Origin of the sequence: Micromonospora sp. WMMD998 (assembly GCF_029581235.1) — a bacterium.
Taxonomy (GTDB): domain Bacteria; phylum Actinomycetota; class Actinomycetes; order Mycobacteriales; family Micromonosporaceae; genus Micromonospora.
Map to the genome: position 1 here is coordinate 5,412,598 of NZ_CP120740.1, position 16,026 is coordinate 5,428,623.

Below are 16,026 nucleotides of genomic sequence, written 5' to 3' on the forward strand. Positions count from 1 at the left end.
ACTACAACGCGCCCTTCGTGCTGGGCACCACGCCCGCGCTGCGCGGGTCGATCGCGGTGGCCTCGCGCAGCGCGCGGGAGACGGCCTTGAACTGGGCCTCGACCACGTGGTGCGCGTCCGGGTGGCCGCCCGGCCGGGCCGCCCGCAACACGTCGACGTGCAACGTCACCCGGGCCGCCTGGCCGAACGACTCCCAGATGTGCCGGGTCATGCTTGTCGGATAGACCGGCCCGATGTACGGCGACAGCGCCGGCTCGTCGTGTACGACGTACGGCCGCCCGGACAGGTCGACCGCGGCCCGGACCAGCACCTCGTCCATCGGGACGGTGGCCGAGCCGTACCGCCGGATGCCGGCCTTGTCGCCGAGCGCCCGGTCGAACGCGGCGCCCAGCGCGAGCGCGGTGTCCTCCATCGTGTGGTGCGCGTCGATCTCCAGGTCGCCGACCGTGTGCACGGTCAGGTCGAAGCCGCCGTGCCGGGCGATCTGGTTGAGCATGTGGTCGTAGAAGCCCACACCGGTCTCGATGTCGGCCTTGCCGGTGCCGTCGAGGTCGATCTCGACGAGCACCTTGGTCTCGTTGGTGACCCGCTCGATCCGGGCGGTGCGGTTCATGACAACTTCTCCATCGCGGACAGAAAGGCGTCGGTCTCGGCCGGGGTCCCGGCGGTCACCCGCAGCCAGCCGGGCAGGCCGACGTCGCGGACCAACACGCCGGCGTCGAGCAGCGTACGCCAGGCGGCGCCCTGGTCGCCGCCGACGGCGAAGAGCACGAAGTTGGCGTCGCTGTCGGCCACCCGGTGCCCCCGCGCGCGCAGCTCGGCGACGATCCGGTCGCGTTGCTCCATGATCGCGGTGACGGTGCCGAGCAGGGCGTCCCGCCGGCCGAGCGCCGCGCGGGCGGCGGCCTGGGTGAGCGCGGACAGGTGGTAGGGCAGCCGGACCAGTTGCACCGCCGCCACCACCGCCGGGTCCGCGGCCAGGTAGCCCAGCCGGCCGCCGGCGAACCCGAACGCCTTGCTCATGGTGCGGGTGACCACCAGCCGCGGGTGGCCGGGCAGCACGGCGAGCGCGCTGACCGTGCCGGGGCGGGCGAACTCCGCGTATGCCTCGTCCACCACCACCATGCCGGGCGTCTCGTCGAGCACGGCGGCGACCACGGCCGGGTCGAGCGCGGTGCCGGTCGGGTTGTTCGGCGAGCAGAGGAAGACCACGTCCGGCCGGTGCCGGCGCACCTGGGCGACCGCGTCGGCGGCGGTCAGCCCGAAGTCGGCGTCCCGGTCGGCGGCGACCCAACCGGTGCCGGAGCCGAGCGCCAGCAGCGGATGCATGGAGTAGGCCGGGGCGAAGCCGAGCGCGGTGCGGCCCGGACCGCCGAACGCCTGGAGCAGTTGCTGCTGGATCTCGTTGGAGCCGTTGGCCGCCCACACGTGGTCGACGGTGAGCCCGTGGCCCAGGTAGGCGGCCAGGTCGGCGCGGAGCGCCACGGCGTCCCGGTCCGGATAGCGGTTGAGGTCGCGCAGCTCGGCCGCGACGGCCTTGCCGATCGCCTCGACCACCGGCTCGGGCAGCGGGTAGGAATTCTCGTTGGTGTTCAGCCGCACCGGCACGTCGAGCTGCGGCGCGCCGTACGGGGAGCGCCCCCGCAGGTCGTCGCGGATCGGCAGATCGTCGATGGTGGTCACGACACGCCTCCGGGGAAGCGGACGCCAACCGCCTGGCCGTGCGCCGGCAGGTCCTCGACACCGGCCAGGGTGACCACGTGCGGGGCCACCTCGCGCAACGCCGCCTCGGTGTATTCGACCAGGTGCACGCCGCGCAGGAAGGACTGCACGGACAGCCCGGAGGAGTGCCGGGCGCAACCGCCGGTGGGCAGCACGTGGTTGGAGCCCGCGCAGTAGTCGCCGAGCGACACCGGCGACCAGGCGCCCACGAAGATCGCGCCGGCGTTGCGCACCCGCAGCGCCCACTCGCGGGCGTCTTCGGTCTGGATCTCCAGGTGCTCGGCCGCGTACGCGTCGACCACCCGCAGCCCGGCCTCCAGGTCGTCGACCAGGACCACCCCGCTCTGCTCACCGCGCAGCGCGGTGCCGATCCGCTCGGCGTGCTTGGCGGCCGGCACCTGCCGGGCCAGCTCCGCGTCGACCGCGTCGGCCAGCTCCGTCGACGGGGTGACCAGCACGCTCGCCGCGAGCGGGTCGTGCTCGGCCTGGCTGATCAGGTCGGCGGCCACGTGCGCCGGGTCGGCCGTGTGGTCGGCCAGCACGGCGATCTCGGTCGGGCCGGCCTCGGCGTCGATGCCGACCACGCCGCGCAGCAGCCGCTTGGCGGCGGTGACCCAGATGTTGCCCGGGCCGGTGATCATGTCGACCGGGTCGCAGCGCCGCTCGCCGGCCGGGTCGACGGCCGCGCCGTAGGCGAGCATGGCCACCGCGTGGGCGCCGCCGACGGCGTACACCTCGTCGACGCCGAGCAGCGCGCAGGCGGCCAGGACCCGGCGGTCCGGGAGGCCGTCGTTGTCCTTCTGCGGCGGGCTCACCACCACGAGCGACCGGACCCCGGCCGCCTGGGCCGGGACCACGTTCATCACCACGGTCGACGGATACATCGCCAGGCCGCCGGGGACGTAGAGGCCGACCCGGTCGACCGGCAGCCACCGCTCGGTCACCGTGCCGCCGGACACCACCCGGGTGGTGTGGTCGGTGCGGCGCTGGTCGGCGTGGACCCTGCGGGCGCGGGTGATCGACTCCAGCAGCGCGGCGCGGACCTGCGGGTCCAGCTCGCTCTCGGCGGCGCGGATCACCTCGACCGGCACCCGCAGGTGCTCCGGCGAGACACCGTCGAACCGCTCGCTGGCCTCCCGGATCGCCGGGTAGCCATGCTCCCGGACCGCCTCGACGAGCGGGCGGATCCGCTCGACCGCCACGGAGACGTCGAGCTGGGCACGGGGCAGCAGGCGGCGCGGGTCGGGTGTCCCGCCGCGCAGGTCGATCCGAGTCAGCACGCCTGCGAGTCTAGGCCGCCGCCGATCGGACCGGCCGGAGCCGCCCGTACGCCGGGACGGTGAGCCGGGACACGCCGGCCGAGCGCGTTGGGGATACGCTCGATCACGTGAGCGCACGGCTGCCGGTGTTCCCTCTCGGGACCGTCCTCTTTCCCGGGCTGGTCCTTCCGCTGCACATCTTCGAGGAGCGCTACCAGGCGCTGGTGCGCCACCTGGTGGGCCTGCCCGAGGGCGCGCCACGCGAGTTCGGGGTGGTGGCGATCCAGGCCGGCTGGGAGGTCGCCCCGGCCGGTCCGCCGGGCCGGCCCGGGTCGGCCGGCGGCGACGTCACGTTGCACGAGGTCGGCTGCACCGCCGAGCTGCGGCAGGTCACCGAGCTGGCCGAGGGCGGGTTCGACATCGTCACGGTGGGCCGGCGGCGGTTCCGCATCGCCGAGATCGACGACGCCGCCGAGCCCTATCTCACCGCCGAGGTGGAGTGGCTGCCCGAGCCGGCGGGCCCGGACGAGGTGGCCGATGCGCTGGCGGCCCGGGTGATCTCGGTGTTCCGGCAATATCTCAGCCTGATCCGGCCGGACCAGGAGGAGATCTCCGAGCAGCTCCCGGAGGATCCGACCGTGCTGTCGCACCTGGTCGCGGCGACCGCCGCGCTGACCGTGGCCGACCGGCAGCGACTGCTCGCCATCGACGACACCCCTGGCCGGCTCAGCGCCGAGCTGCGCCTGCTCAACCGGGAGTCGGCGCTGCTGCGCCAGGTCCGGGCGGTGCCGGTGCCGCTCAGCGAGCTGGCGGGCCCTCCGGCCCCGAACTGACCCCGGGCGGCGGCCCGTCGCCGGGGAAGCCGGGCGGGGGCGGCCCGTCGCCCTGGCGCCCCGGCAGGGGCGGCCAGTTGCCGCTGAAGCCGGGCGCGGGCGGCCCGTCGCCACCGGCACCGGGCGGCGGCCAGTCGTCGGGCTCCGGCTCCGGGCGCAACGACGGCCACCGCGACCAGCCGGCCAGCAGCGTGTACGTGACGGCCGCGCCGAACGCCGCGAGCAGCAGGTTGCCGTGCGGCGCCGGCAGCGGGCCGTACCAGTCGACCCCGCCGGCGCGCAGGTCGACCGGCCTGGTGAAGTCGGTCCCCGGCGGCGCGGTCTCCAGCAGCCGCTCGAAGGTGGCCAACCCGATCCGGCGGCCGACCTGCCAGGCCACCACCGCCGCGCCGAAGCCGCCGAGCGTCACCGCGAGCAGGATCAGCGGGCCACGCCGCCACCGCAGCAGCGTCCACAGGGCGATGGCGGCGAGCACCCCGAAACCGAGCGCGAGGAGGCTGAACCAGCCGTCGGCCGCGATCGGCTGTTCCGGCTGCGGGACGGCGTAGACCGCGCCGCCCGGCGTCTGCCGCACCGGCGTGCCCGGTGCCAGCCACGCCCAGAGCAACCCCAGCGGCGCGCCGAGCGCGCTGAGCAGCGCCGTCACGCCGAGCGCGGTCGCCACCGCCCGGCCGCCACCGCGCCGGGTGGCGGGCGCCGCGCCGGGCGTCTCCCGCTCCGCGCCGGGTGTCTCCCGCTCCGCGCCGGGATGCCCGGCGAGCGGGTCCGCGGCGGTCGGATGGTCCGCGGCGCCGGGACGGTCGGCGGTCCGCTCGGGATCAGGGATGTCCGGACTCACCCGGTGATCCTCTCAGGCCCGAGGGCGGCGTGGTGCGATGGTCGGCGGTCAGCGCGCGAACGGCTCCAGCATCACCGAGGCGGCCTTGAGCCAGGCGTTGCGGGTCTCCGCCTGGAGCTGGTGGTATTCGATCGAGGAGCCGGTCTCCAGCGCCGGATCGTAGGGCACCACGGCGACCGCCCGGGTGCGGGTGGCGAAGTGCCGCTCCAGGTCGTCCTGGAGGGAGGTGCGCCCCGGGGTCGGGCAGGAGATCAGCGTGACCGCGTTGTCGGCCAGCTCGCCCATGCCCACCTCGTGCAGCAGGTCGAGCATCCAGTCCGCGCTGAAGGCGGCGTCCTCGCGCGGCACGGTGGTCACCACGAGCTGGTCGGCGGCCTGCATGACGGTGCGCCAGTTCGGGCTCTCCACGTTGTTGCCGGTGTCCACGCAGACCACCTCGTGGGTGCGGCGCAGCAGCTCCAGCACCCGCTTGACGGTGAACTGGTCGAGCCGCTGGGCGAAGCGCGGGCTCTCCTCGCCGGCCAGCACGTCGTACGATCCGTCGGAGGCGTGCCGCAGGTAGTCGTCGAGGTGCGACAGCAGGGCGTTGCCCTCCAGGATCTCGATGTGCGCGAGGTCCTGGACGAGGTGCCGGATGGTGCGGGCGTGCCGGGCGCTGCCGGCGCGCAGGCCGAGCGTGCCCCGCAACTCGTTGTCGTCCCAGGCGAGCACGCCGCGACCGCGCACGCTGCCCACGGTGGCCGCGGCGAGCACCGTGGCGGTGGTCTTGTGCACCCCGCCCTTGGGGTTGGCGAAGGCGAGCACCCGAGGGGTGCCCAGCTCGCGACGGAGCACGCCGGTCGCCCGTTCCAGCTCCGGATCCTGCTCCGGGGCACGCCACTGCACCTGCGTCGGCTCGATCCGACCCGACCGGCCCTCCACCGGGCGGCGCGGGGCGGGCGCCACCGGCTGTTCCGGCGCCGGCGGGAGCACCGGTCGGTAGCGTCCCCGGTCCAGCAGGGCGTAGCGGGACTCCGGTGGCGGCGGCGCGGGTCGGTAGCCACCGTCGAGAAGGGAGTATCGCGACTCGACCGGGACCTCGGCCCGCCCGTGCGGCTCCGGCTCGGCCCGCCAGGACGGCTCGACCGGCGACTCGGGGGCGTAGGACGGATCGGCGCGCCAGGACGCCTCGGCCGGCGGCTCCGGGTCGGTGCGGTACGCGGGCTCGGCCCGGTAGGCGGGCTCGCCGTCGTAGCGGGGATCGGCGCGGAAGGCCGGATCGACCCGGAACGTGGCCTCGGCCCGGTAGCCGGGTTCGGCGCCGTACGAGCCGTCGGCGGCGCGGCCGACGGCGGCGGCGCGGCCGGTCCAGCCGGTGCCCGCGCCCCGGCGCGGCAGCGGATCGGGGGGCGGCGCCTGGTGCTCCTCGGCGCGGCGGTCGGCATCGGTGTGCTCCGCGCCGCGACCGCCGAGCCGGGCCCGGTCGAGCAGCGCCCGCCACCGCGGTGCCGGCTCGCCCTGCCGACCCCAGCCGGTCTCGCTGCCGTCCAAGGATTCGCCCTCTCCCCCAGCCCATCGATCTCCGCCTGACAGGCTACGAACGAAACCCTATTCGGACCACTCCCCGCGCCGCACATCGCCCGGTGGGTCTGGTCACCGTGGCCTCCGACCGGTGGTGGCGTACCCGGATGTCTCAGGAGGTGGGAGCGGGATTGGGCGGGCCGGACCCGGCGACGGGTGGACGGCCGGACGGTGAAGGTGCGCTCACTGTCGGTGCGGCTTCCGACGAATCGCCCATTCCACCGACCGGCGCGGGACCGGTGTCGGCCGGCGGGCGGGCCACGTCGCGCTGCTCGGGCAGCGGCGGGGTGAACACCGTGCGATCCAGCCGGGTCACCTCCGGCGCCGGGTCCACCACCCGCACCCCGGGACGGTCGGCGAGCGCACGCAGCGCGGCCGGGCCGCCCCGGACCACGGCGGCGTAGACGCAGGCGCACCCGGCCCGGTAGCCGGCCGCCTCCCCGGCCGCGACCGCGGCGCCGGTGTCGTACACCCGACGACGCCCGGGATCGGCGGTGGCCGAACCGGCGGCGGCGCGGGCGCGGTACTCCGCGGCCTCCCGGTCCTTGCGCGCGGCCACCTCGGCCATCGCGGCGACCGCGTCGTCGGGCAGGCGCAGCACGGCGAGCCGGACGATCTCGGTCTGCCGCCCGGGCAGCGGTACCCGCGCCAGGACCGCCGAGACCGGCGTGCCGGCAAGCGTCTCGGCCGCCCGCGCCGGCGTCAGGTAGGCCGCGAACGAGACCAGGGCGTAGCCGTCGGGCGCGTCGAGCCCGGCCAACTCCGCCCCGGCGGCGCGCAGGTACGCCGGGACGGACGCGCCGTCGGCCACCCCGACCCGGGTCACCTCGCCGACCGTCCGGTCCCCCACCGGCCGGTCCCGCCGCTGGGCGACGGCGACCACCAGCACCACGAGCGCGCAGCCGAGGGCGAGCCAGGTCAGCGCCGTGGACCGCGACCGGCGCGGCGGCGTGGTGTCGTCGCTCATGGTCAGTCGCGCAGGATCTCCAACGCCCGGGCCAGGTCGTCCGGGTATTCGCTGACGAAGGTGACCTCGTCGCCGGTGCGCGGATGCCGGAAGCTCAGCGAGCGGGCGTGCAGCCACTGCCGGGACAGCTTGAGCCGGGCCGACAGGGTCGGGTCGGCGCCGTAGGTCAGGTCACCCACACAGGGGTGCCGCAGCGTCGAGAAGTGCACCCGGATCTGGTGCGTACGCCCGGTCTCCAGCCGCACGTCCAGCAGGCTGGCCGACGGGAACGCCTCAAGCGTGTCGTAGTGGGTGATGCTCGGCTTGCCGCCGGAGACCACCGCCCACCGGTAGTCGTGGTGCGGGTGCCTGTCGATCGGCGCGTCGATGGTGCCGCGCAGCGGGTCCGGGTGGCCCTGCACCACGGCGTGGTAGCGCTTCTCCACCTCGCGTTCCTTGAAGGCCCGCTTCAACGCGGTGTAGGCCAGCTCGCTCTTGGCCACCGCCATCACCCCGGTGGTGCCCACGTCGAGCCGGTGCACCACGCCCTGCCGTTCGGCCGCGCCGCTCGTGGAGATCCGGTGACCGATGCCGGCCAGCCCGCCGATCACGGTCGGGCCGGTCCACCCGGGGCTCGGGTGCGCGGCCACCCCGACCGGCTTGTCGACCACCACGATGTCGTCGTCGGCGTAGACCACGGTCAGCCCGGGGACGGCCTGCGGCACCACGGTCGGCGGGGCGACCGGCGCGGGCAGCGTGACCTCCAGCCAGGCGCCGGCCCGCACCTTGTGCGAGTTGGCCCGGGCCGTGCCGTCGACGAGCGCGTCCCCGGCGTCCACGAGCGCCGCCGCGGCGGTGCGGGACAACCCGAACAGCCGGGACACGGCCTGGTCCAGCCGCATGCCGTCGAGGCCGTCCGGCACGGGCAGGGACCGGTGGTCGCCGCCGGTGGCGTACGCGGCGGTCACGCGCGCTCCCGCTGCTCGGCCGGGGCGTCGTCGGCGGTCTCGGTGCGGGCCCGGGAGCCGTCGCGTTGCCGGCCGGTCAGCTCCAGGAAGACCGCCAGCACCACGCCGCAGACAAGTGAGCTGTCGGCCAGGTTGAACACCGGCCAGACCTGACCGTACGGGTCGAACAGGCTGATCATGTCGACCACGTGTCCGACGAAGTGCCCCGGCGCGCGGAAGATCCGGTCGGTCAGGTTGCCGAGCGCGCCGCCCAGCACCAGGCCCAGCGACACCGCCCACGGCAGTGAGCGCAGCCGCAGCGCCATCCACCCGATCCATCCGATCACCGCGAAGGTGATCAGCGGGAAGACCCAGGTGTGATCGGAACCGATGCTCCAGGCGGCGCCGCTGTTGCGGGTGAGCGTGAGATAGACGGTGCCGCCGAGCAGCGACACCGGCTCCCGGCCGGTCAGCTCGCCGAGCGCGAGCTGTTTCGTGCCCAGGTCCGCGAGGAGCGAGAGCAGGGAGACGCCGAGCAGCAGGCCGACCGCCCTGCGCCGGGGTGTGCCGGCGTCCGGCTCGGTGGTGCCGGACCCGGCGGGCGGTGCTGCGGTCATCTGCTCCCCATCGACGCTCGCGACGGTGGCGGTCACCGTCTGTCGTTCGGCCACCGGGGAGCGGACGTCAGCGCCGCTCCGCCAGCTGCTTGCAGCTCACGCAGAGGGTGGCCGACGGGAACGCGGCGAGCCGCTCCACCGGGATCGGGTTGCCGCACCGCTCGCACCAGCCGTAGCCACCCTCGTCGAGGCGCTCCAGCGCGCGCTCGACCTGCGTGATCCGCTCCTTGATGCTGTTGGCGAGAGAGATCTCCTGCTCGCGCTCGAACGTCTTGGTCCCGGTGTCGGCCTGGTCGTCCCCGGCCGAGTCGGTCAGCCGGTCGCGCTGCAGCTCGGTGATCTCGCTCAGCGTCTGATCGTACTCGGCGTTCAGCTCGTCCCGTCGGGCCGCCAGCGCGGCCCGGATCTTCTCGGTCTCGGCCGCGCTGCGGGTGGCCTTCGCCACCGGCTTCTGGCCGGCGGTCCTGGTGTCGGCTGGCTTCGCCATCGTCAGCTCCCTCAGCCGCGTGGCGCGGCGGTCAGCGGTACGTGGGCAGGGGGCACCGGCGTGTCCCCCGCGAACGGAACGGGCACGCGGCGGCCAGCCGCGCACTCCAGAGGTTGGCAAGAATACGGAACGTACGCCGCGTGCGACAACGTGGCGCACCGTCACACCGCGTTTCCGCCCCGGACCGCCACAACCAGGGCAAAAGGAACGCTAGCAGATCACCCGGTCCGGTCCCCGCCGTCCTCCCCAAACCACCGGGCCAGGCGACCCCGGCGACTGACCGCCCGCAACCGCCGTTCCGCCTCGTCCCGCACCCCGGCGGTGGCGACGATGAGCAGGCTGTCGCCCACCTTGAGCCGGGTGCCCGCATCGGGCACGAACCCGGCCCCGTCCCGCAACACGAGCGTGACCGCGGCGCCGACCGGCAGCCGCAACTCGTCCACGTGCACCCCGGCCAGCCGGGAGGCGGACGGCACCTCCAACTGGAGCAGGTCGGCCCGCATCCGCTCCAACGGCGCGGTCTCCACCAGGATCTCCGTCGCCTCCGCCGGCGCGGTCACCCCCAACCGGCGGGCGGCCGGGGCCAGCGTGCCGGCCTGGAGCAACGTGAAGATCACCACCAGGACGAAGACCGCGTCGAAGAGCCGGTCCGCGCCCGGCATCCGCACCGACAGCGGGATCGTGGCCAGCACGATCGGCACCGCGCCGCGCAGCCCGGCCCAGGAGAGGAAGAGCTGCTTGCGCACGGGCACCCGGAACGGCAGCGCGGACACCGCCACCGACAGCGGCCGGGCGAACAGCAGCAGGGCCAGCCCGGTGATCACCGCCGGCACCACCGCGGCGCCCAGCCGGCCCGGCGTGACGAGCAGGCCGAGCAGCACGAACAGGCCGATCTGGGCCAGCCATGCCAGCCCGTCGGCGAACCCGAGAATCGCCTGCCGGTGCGGCAGGCGGGAGTTGCCGAGCAGCACCCCGGCCACGTAGACGGCGAGAAAACCCGAGGCGTGCAGCGCCGAACCGGCCGCGTACGCCAGGACGGTGAAGCCGACCACCGCGATCGGGTAGAGACCCGCCGACGGCAGCGCGGCGCGCCGCAGCGCGTACCGCCCGGCCAGGCCCGCGGCCACCCCGACCGCCGCGCCCACGCTCAGCTCGTAGCCGAGCAGCAGCGCTTCGTACCACCAGGGGTGGGCGGCCTCCACCCCGGCCCGGGACAGCAGCAGCACCAGCAGGACCACCGGGGCGTCGTTCATCCCGGACTCGGCCTCCAGCGTGGCCACCAGCCGGGGCGGCAGGCGCAGCCGACGCAGGGTGGCGAAGACCGCCGCGGCGTCGGTCGAGGAGAGCACCGCGCCGTAGAGCAGGGACAGCCGCCAGTCCAGACCGAGCAGCAGGTGCACCACCACGCCGACGGCCACGATGCTCACCACCACACCGACCGTGGAGAGCACGGCGGCCAGGCCGAGCACCGGACGCAGCAGGCTCCACCGGGCAGTCAGGCCGCCCTCGGCGATGATCACGATGAGCGCGCAGAAACCGAGCATCCGGGTCAGCTCGACGTCATCGAAGCGGATGCCCAGGCCCGCCTCGCCGATCAGCACGCCGAGCGCCAGGTAGACCAGCAGGCTGGGCACGCCGAGCCGGGTGGAGAAGCGCACCGCGCCCACCGCGACCAGCAGCACGGCGGCGCCCACCAGCAGCGCGAGGTTCAGCCCCGGGGTCATCGCGGACCGACCCGACGCTTCCTCACCCGGCGCTGCCGTCGCGGAGCCGACGCAGCACCTCGGGCAACCCGTCGGTCGGGCGCTCGACCAGGAAGAGCTTGTCCCGGCTGGCCACGCCGGAGCGCAGCGACACCGCCGCCGGCCGGACGCCGAGCGCGTCGGCCAACGCCCGCCGGGCGGCCTCGGTGGCCCGGCCGTCCACCGCCGGCGCGTGCACGGCGACGACCAGGGCGGGGCCGTGCGGCCCGTCGAACCGGCCGCCGACCCGGGCACGGGCCGCGCCGGGCTTCACCCGCACCGCGACGGTGAGCGGGGCCTCCGCGTTCGCCATGGTCAGCGCGGCCGGCCGTCGGCGAGCAGGGTGCTGGCGGCGGCGCAGTGGGCGCACGGGGTGAAGCCGAGCCCGATCGCCTCGGTGACCGGCATCGGCTCGTCCAGCCGGCCCACCAGGTGCGGGCAGTCGGTCAGGTGGAAGCGGGGATGACCGTCGACCACCCGGACCTCGTCGGGCAGTCGCGCCAGCCGGGCGACCTGCCCGGCGGAGAGGAACTCGGCCGGGGGATCACCGTCGAACGGACCACCGCCGGCTGCCGGCTCGGCCACCGGTGGGTACGCGGCACCCGCCGGCGCGTCCGCGTCGTACGGCTCGGCCACCGGGGAGTACGCGGTGGCCGCCGCGTCGTACGGCTCGGCGGCCGGGGATCCGGGCGGTTGCCGCCATCCGGGTCCACCGGCGCCGACCGTGGACGTGTGGTGCGGGACCGGGCTCACCGGCTCGTCCGGGGACGGGCCGGTGGGTGCGGTCCGGGAGCGCGGCCGGGCCTCCCGGGCCGCCGTGGCCCGGGTCGCGGCCGCCTGGCGGGCGAACGCGACGAAGGCGACGGCGGACAGCAGGCTGGCCGCGATGGAGACGATCAGCAGCGAGCTGGACCCACCGGCCAGCCCGACCACCAGGAGCACGACCGCAACGAGGATGAGCAGGATGCTGGCGGCTATCACGGCTCACCCCCGGCCGCGTCGTGTCGGTCTGGTGCGGTCGGTGGCCGCCGCGGGGACGGCCACCGACATGGGATCAGCGGCCGGACTCGAGCGCGCCGCCGCGACCGCCGCCGTAGGAGCCGGCGAGGCCGGCGGCGGCGAGGCCGTTGTTGCCACCGGCGGCGCGGTTGCCCTCGGCGCGGTTCATCTCGACCTCGAGGCCCTGGCCGCGACCGTCGAGGTCACGGAGCTGGCTCTCCAGGTACGCCTTGAGGCGGGTGCGGTACTCCCGCTCGAACTGCTTGAGCTCCTCGATGTGCTTCTGGAGCGCGGTGCGCTTGGCGTCCAGGCCGCCCATGGCCTCCTGGTGCCGCTGGCGGGCGTCCCGCTCCAGGGCGTCGGCCTTGGCCCGCGCCTCGCGGGTGACCTCCTCGGCCTTGGACCGGGCCTCGGAGAGGAGGCTGTCGGCCTCGCGCCGGGCGTCGGAGACGTGGTCGTCGGCGGTGCGTTGGGCCATCATGAGCACCCGCAGCGCCTGCTGCTCGCCGTCACCGGTGACACCCGCCGGGCCACCCTGGGTGCGGACCTGCTCAAGCTCGGCCTGCATCGCCCGGGCCGCCTGCTCGGCGGCGGCCTTGTCGCGCTGCACGCGGTCGAGCTGGGCCTTGACGTCGTTGAGCTCCGCCGCGAGCCGGGCGTCGCCGCCAGGGCCGGCGGGCGCGCCACCCCGACCGCCGCGCTCCACCTGGGCACGCAGCTCGTTGTTCTCCTCGATCAGACGGGCCAGCTCACGCTCGACCTCGTCCAGGAAGGCGTCGACCTCCTCCTCGTCATACCCCCGCTTGCCGATCGGCGGCTTTTTGAAGGCGACGTTGTGGACGTCGGCCGGGGTCAGCGGCATCGAAACTCCTCGGGTCAGTTGCGGCCGCGAAAGCGCTCTGGTCAGGCAAACGCCACGATCAGACGCTGTAACACGAACTCCATCAGCACGAACAGGATAACCAGGAGCACAAGGGAAGCCAGGTCGATGCTCACGGTACCAATCCGCAGAGGTGGGATCACACGCCTCAACGCTCGCAGGGGCGGATCAGTGACGCTCCACACGACTTCCAGTCCTGCCGATGCGCCTCGCCCCGGCTGCCAGCGGCGACCGTAGGCCAGCACGGCACCGAGAACAAATCTCGCCAAGAGGACGAGCAGGAAGAAGTAGAGCAGCAGGTAGAGCACCTGGAACAAGATCGACAACACGGCAGGCGACGTCCCTCGGTCGTGCGGGCTAGCTCAGACTGAAAAAGCCGCCCTCAGCGATCTTGGCCTTGTCCTCCGCGGTGACCTGGACATTGGCCGGTGAGAGCAGGAACACCCGGTTGGTCACGCGCTCGATCGTACCGCGCAGACCGAACGCGAGCCCGGCGGCGAAGTCGACCAACCGGCGGGCGTCCGCCTCGTCCATCTCGGTGAGGTTGATGATCACCGGCACCCCGTCCCGGAAGTGCTCGCCGATGGTCCGCGCCTCCCGGTAGGTCGTCGGGTGCAACGTGGTGATCTGGTAGCGCTGCTCGTCCTCCGGGACCACCGCCCGCTCACGCGGCGACGCCTGCGGCGCCAGGGCGAGATTGTCCCGGGTGTGGTAGGTCAGCGCGCCGGAGGTCTCGCCGGCGGAGGAGCGGGTGATCGACCGGACGCTGGCGCGCTCGGCGCGTTCCGCCCGGTCGGCGCGCTCCGGGCGATCGGTGTCGGCGCGGTCGGTGTCGACCCCGCGGCTCGTGGCACGCTCGGCCAGCCGACCCCGGTCGCCGGCGCGGGACCGGGGCGCCGGCGGCTCCTCCGGCTCCTCGTCGTCCTCGTCGGCGAACTCCTCGGCGTACCGGCTCGACCGGTAGCGCGAGTCACGGTAGCCACCCTTGTCGTAGCCACCGTCCTCGTACGCCCGCTCGTCGTCCTCCTCGACGAGACCGAGCCAGACCCCCGCCTTGCGCAGTGCACCCATCCCCGCGCCCTTCCGTCCGCCATGCGGCACGCGCCCCCGTGCCGTGTCGCCTGATCACGAGTGGACGATCATGCCCACCGGACCGGATCGGCAATCCCCTGACGTGCGGTTCGCGGCCCGCCCGCCACGGCCCCCGGCTACGGGAACGCCGTCCTGAACAACACTGATGTAATTTGCTTCCGTCGCGGCCAGGCTACCCCAGCGTGGGACGCATGCCGAGCAACGCGCTGCCGACGCGGACATGTGTCGCGCCGTGACCGATCGCGCTCTCCAGGTCGCCGCTCATCCCCGCCGACAGCGCCGTCGCGCCCGGATGGTCGGCCCGCAGCACCGCCGCCACCTCGGCCAGCCGGGCGAACGCCCGATCCGGCTCCCAGCCCAGCGGGGCCACCGCCATCAGACCGGCCAGCCGCAACCCGCCCGCCCCGGCCACGGCCGCGGCCACCGGACCGAGCCCCCGCTCCGGGTCGGCCGCGTCCGGCAGCGCCCCGCCCCGAACCGGGTCACCGTCGATGCTGACCTGCACCAGCACGTCCAACGGCCGATCCCGGACACCTGTCGCGGCGGCGTCCAGGGCGGCGGCCAGCCGCACGCTGTCCACCGACTCGACCACGTCGGCGTACCGGACCACCGAACGGGCCTTGTTGCGCTGCAGCCGGCCGATGAAGTGCCAGCGCGGCGCTGCCCCGGCGTCGGCCACCGCCGCCGCCTTCGGCGCCGCCTCCTGGTCCCGGTTCTCCCCCACCTCGGTCACCCCGAGCCCGGCCAGCGCGACCACGTCGGCGGCCGGGTAGGTCTTCGTCACCGCGACCAGGGTCACCTCGTCCCGGGACCGGCCGGCCGCCACGCAGGCGTCGGCGACGCGGGCCCGGACCCGGGCCAGGCCGGCCGCGAGCTCGGCGCGACGTTCGGGTCGCACCGCGATGGGTGAGTCGGTCATCGGCGCGGCTCAGGACCCGTTCTTGAGGAAGTCGGGCACGTCGACGTCGTCGAAGAGCACCCGACGCGACGGCTGCTGCGGGGCCGGCATGGTCGCCGGCGGGCTCACCGGCGCGTTCGGCTGGGCGGGCGGGTTCTGGTTGCTCTTGCGCGGCGGCTCGACCGCCTTGTAGGCCGGCGTACCCCCGTCGAAGCCCGCCGCGATCACGGTCACCCGCACCTCGTCGCCGAGGGCGTCGTCGATGACCGCGCCGAAGATGATGTTGGCATCCGGGTGGGCCGCGTCGGTGACCAATTGCGCCGCGTCGTTGATCTCGAACAGGCCGAGGTCCGAACCGCCGGCGATGGAGAGCAGCACCCCCCGCGCGCCGTCCATGCTCTGCTCCAGCAGCGGGCTGGAGATGGCCGCCTCGGCCGCCTCGACGGCGCGGTTCTCACCCCGGGCGCTGCCGATGCCCATCAACGCGCTGCCCGCGCCGCTCATCACGCTCTTCACGTCGGCGAAGTCGAGGTTGATCAGGCCCGGCGTGGTGATCAGGTCGGTGATGCCCTGGACACCGGAGAGGAGCACCTGGTCCGCGGTGCGGAACGCGTCCATCATGGAGATGTTGCGGTCGCCGAGCGCGAGCAGCCGGTCGTTCGGGATCACGATGAGCGTGTCGCACTGGTTGCGCAGCTCCTCGATGCCCGCCTCGGCCTGCACCTGGCGGCGCTTGCCCTCGAACGAGAACGGCCGGGTGACCACGCCGATGGTGAGCGCGCCGAGCTTGCGCGCGATGTTCGCCACCACGGGCGCGCCGCCGGTGCCGGTGCCGCCACCCTCGCCGCAGGTCACGAAGACCATGTCGGCGCCCTTGAGCACCTCCTCGATCTCGTCGCGGTGGTCCTCGGCGGCGTTCTTCCCGACGTCCGGATTGGCGCCGGCGCCCAGGCCCCGGGTCAGTTCCCGGCCCACGTCGAGCTTGACGTCGGCGTCACTCATCAGCAGCGCCTGCGCATCGGTGTTGATCGCGATGAACTCGACGCCCTTGAGCCCAACCTCGATCATCCGGTTGACGGCGTTCACGCCGCCGCCCCCGATGCCGACGACCTTGATGACCGCCAGGTAGTTGTGCGGAGGTGTCATCTCCGGTCCTTTCCCTTCGAGATTGGCATGGGCCGACCCCACACGGCTTGGCCGGACCAG

At 74.4% G+C, this 16,026-nt stretch carries 18 protein-coding genes; 1 reads left to right on the forward strand and 17 read right to left on the reverse strand.

The genetic code is table 11. The annotated features are described in order from the left end of the window. Position 1: 1 nt before the first annotated feature. The 3 genes from hisB to hisD are packed head-to-tail and all read right to left on the reverse strand — an operon-like array spanning position 2 to position 3,002. Positions 2-613 (reverse strand): imidazoleglycerol-phosphate dehydratase HisB, encoded by a 612-nt coding sequence (gene hisB, locus O7619_RS24390; protein WP_281587474.1) that lies wholly within the window; start codon positions 611-613, stop codon positions 2-4. Next, on the reverse strand, positions 610-1,683 hold the full coding sequence (locus O7619_RS24395) for a histidinol-phosphate transaminase (protein ID WP_282283631.1): 1,074 nt from the start codon (positions 1,681-1,683) through the stop codon (positions 610-612). Before O7619_RS24395 ends, hisB begins: the two co-directional genes overlap by 4 nt. Further along, positions 1,680-3,002 carry a histidinol dehydrogenase gene (gene hisD, locus O7619_RS24400; RefSeq protein WP_282283632.1) on the reverse strand — a complete coding sequence of 441 codons (1,323 nt, stop codon included), beginning with the start codon at positions 3,000-3,002 and terminating at the stop codon, positions 1,680-1,682. Before hisD ends, O7619_RS24395 begins: the two co-directional genes overlap by 4 nt. 107 nt (positions 3,003-3,109) lie before the next feature. Here hisD and O7619_RS24405 point away from each other — a divergent pair, with 107 nt between their 5' ends. Beyond that, positions 3,110-3,814, forward strand: coding sequence for an LON peptidase substrate-binding domain-containing protein (locus tag O7619_RS24405; RefSeq protein WP_282283633.1), 705 nt, complete (start codon positions 3,110-3,112; stop codon positions 3,812-3,814). Here the strand turns inward: O7619_RS24405 and O7619_RS24410 are convergent. From O7619_RS24410 to ftsZ, 14 genes are all read right to left on the reverse strand, one after another. Then, the gene (locus O7619_RS24410; RefSeq protein ID WP_282283634.1) at positions 3,780-4,652 is read right to left on the reverse strand and encodes a DUF2567 domain-containing protein; all 873 of its coding nucleotides are present in this window, start codon (positions 4,650-4,652) and stop codon (positions 3,780-3,782) included. The genes O7619_RS24405 and O7619_RS24410 overlap by 35 nt on opposite strands. 48 nt (positions 4,653-4,700) lie before the next feature. After that, a complete protein-coding gene (locus tag O7619_RS24415) occupies positions 4,701-6,182 on the reverse strand; it encodes an ATPase (RefSeq protein WP_282283635.1) in 1,482 nt (493 codons plus the stop codon). Positions 6,183-6,324: 142 nt separating this feature from the next. Further along, the gene (locus tag O7619_RS24420; protein WP_282283636.1) at positions 6,325-7,179 is read right to left on the reverse strand and encodes a hypothetical protein; all 855 of its coding nucleotides are present in this window, start codon (positions 7,177-7,179) and stop codon (positions 6,325-6,327) included. Positions 7,180-7,181: 2 nt separating this feature from the next. Beyond that, positions 7,182-8,126, reverse strand: coding sequence for an RluA family pseudouridine synthase (locus tag O7619_RS24425; protein ID WP_281587467.1), 945 nt, complete (start codon positions 8,124-8,126; stop codon positions 7,182-7,184). Beyond that, positions 8,123-8,722: a signal peptidase II gene (lspA, locus tag O7619_RS24430; RefSeq protein WP_282288931.1), complete on the reverse strand. Its 600-nt coding sequence runs from the start codon at positions 8,720-8,722 to the stop codon at positions 8,123-8,125. Before lspA ends, O7619_RS24425 begins: the two co-directional genes overlap by 4 nt. A 67-nt stretch (positions 8,723-8,789) precedes the next feature. Further along, positions 8,790-9,209 carry a TraR/DksA family transcriptional regulator gene (locus O7619_RS24435; RefSeq protein WP_281587465.1) on the reverse strand — a complete coding sequence of 140 codons (420 nt, stop codon included), beginning with the start codon at positions 9,207-9,209 and terminating at the stop codon, positions 8,790-8,792. 218 nt (positions 9,210-9,427) lie between these two features. Further along, positions 9,428-10,933: a potassium/proton antiporter gene (locus tag O7619_RS24440; RefSeq protein ID WP_282283637.1), complete on the reverse strand. Its 1,506-nt coding sequence runs from the start codon at positions 10,931-10,933 to the stop codon at positions 9,428-9,430. Between the two features lie 22 nt (positions 10,934-10,955). Beyond that, a complete protein-coding gene (locus O7619_RS24445; protein WP_282283638.1) occupies positions 10,956-11,264 on the reverse strand; it encodes a DUF167 domain-containing protein in 309 nt (102 codons plus the stop codon). A gap of 2 nt (positions 11,265-11,266) precedes the next feature. Further along, positions 11,267-11,932, reverse strand: coding sequence for a hypothetical protein (locus O7619_RS24450; protein ID WP_282283639.1), 666 nt, complete (start codon positions 11,930-11,932; stop codon positions 11,267-11,269). Between the two features lie 73 nt (positions 11,933-12,005). Next, the gene (locus tag O7619_RS24455; protein WP_282283640.1) at positions 12,006-12,812 is read right to left on the reverse strand and encodes a DivIVA domain-containing protein; all 807 of its coding nucleotides are present in this window, start codon (positions 12,810-12,812) and stop codon (positions 12,006-12,008) included. 41 nt (positions 12,813-12,853) lie between these two features. Next, positions 12,854-13,159: a YggT family protein gene (locus O7619_RS24460; protein ID WP_091059628.1), complete on the reverse strand. Its 306-nt coding sequence runs from the start codon at positions 13,157-13,159 to the stop codon at positions 12,854-12,856. A 28-nt stretch (positions 13,160-13,187) separates the two neighbouring features. Beyond that, positions 13,188-13,901: a cell division protein SepF gene (gene sepF / locus O7619_RS24465; RefSeq protein ID WP_282283641.1), complete on the reverse strand. Its 714-nt coding sequence runs from the start codon at positions 13,899-13,901 to the stop codon at positions 13,188-13,190. Between the two features lie 193 nt (positions 13,902-14,094). After that, the gene (locus O7619_RS24470; RefSeq protein ID WP_282283642.1) at positions 14,095-14,841 is read right to left on the reverse strand and encodes a YggS family pyridoxal phosphate-dependent enzyme; all 747 of its coding nucleotides are present in this window, start codon (positions 14,839-14,841) and stop codon (positions 14,095-14,097) included. A gap of 9 nt (positions 14,842-14,850) precedes the next feature. Next, positions 14,851-15,966, reverse strand: a complete 1,116-nt coding sequence (gene ftsZ / locus O7619_RS24475; protein WP_135241281.1) for a cell division protein FtsZ — start codon at positions 15,964-15,966, stop codon at positions 14,851-14,853. Between the last annotated feature and the right edge of the window lie 60 nt (positions 15,967-16,026).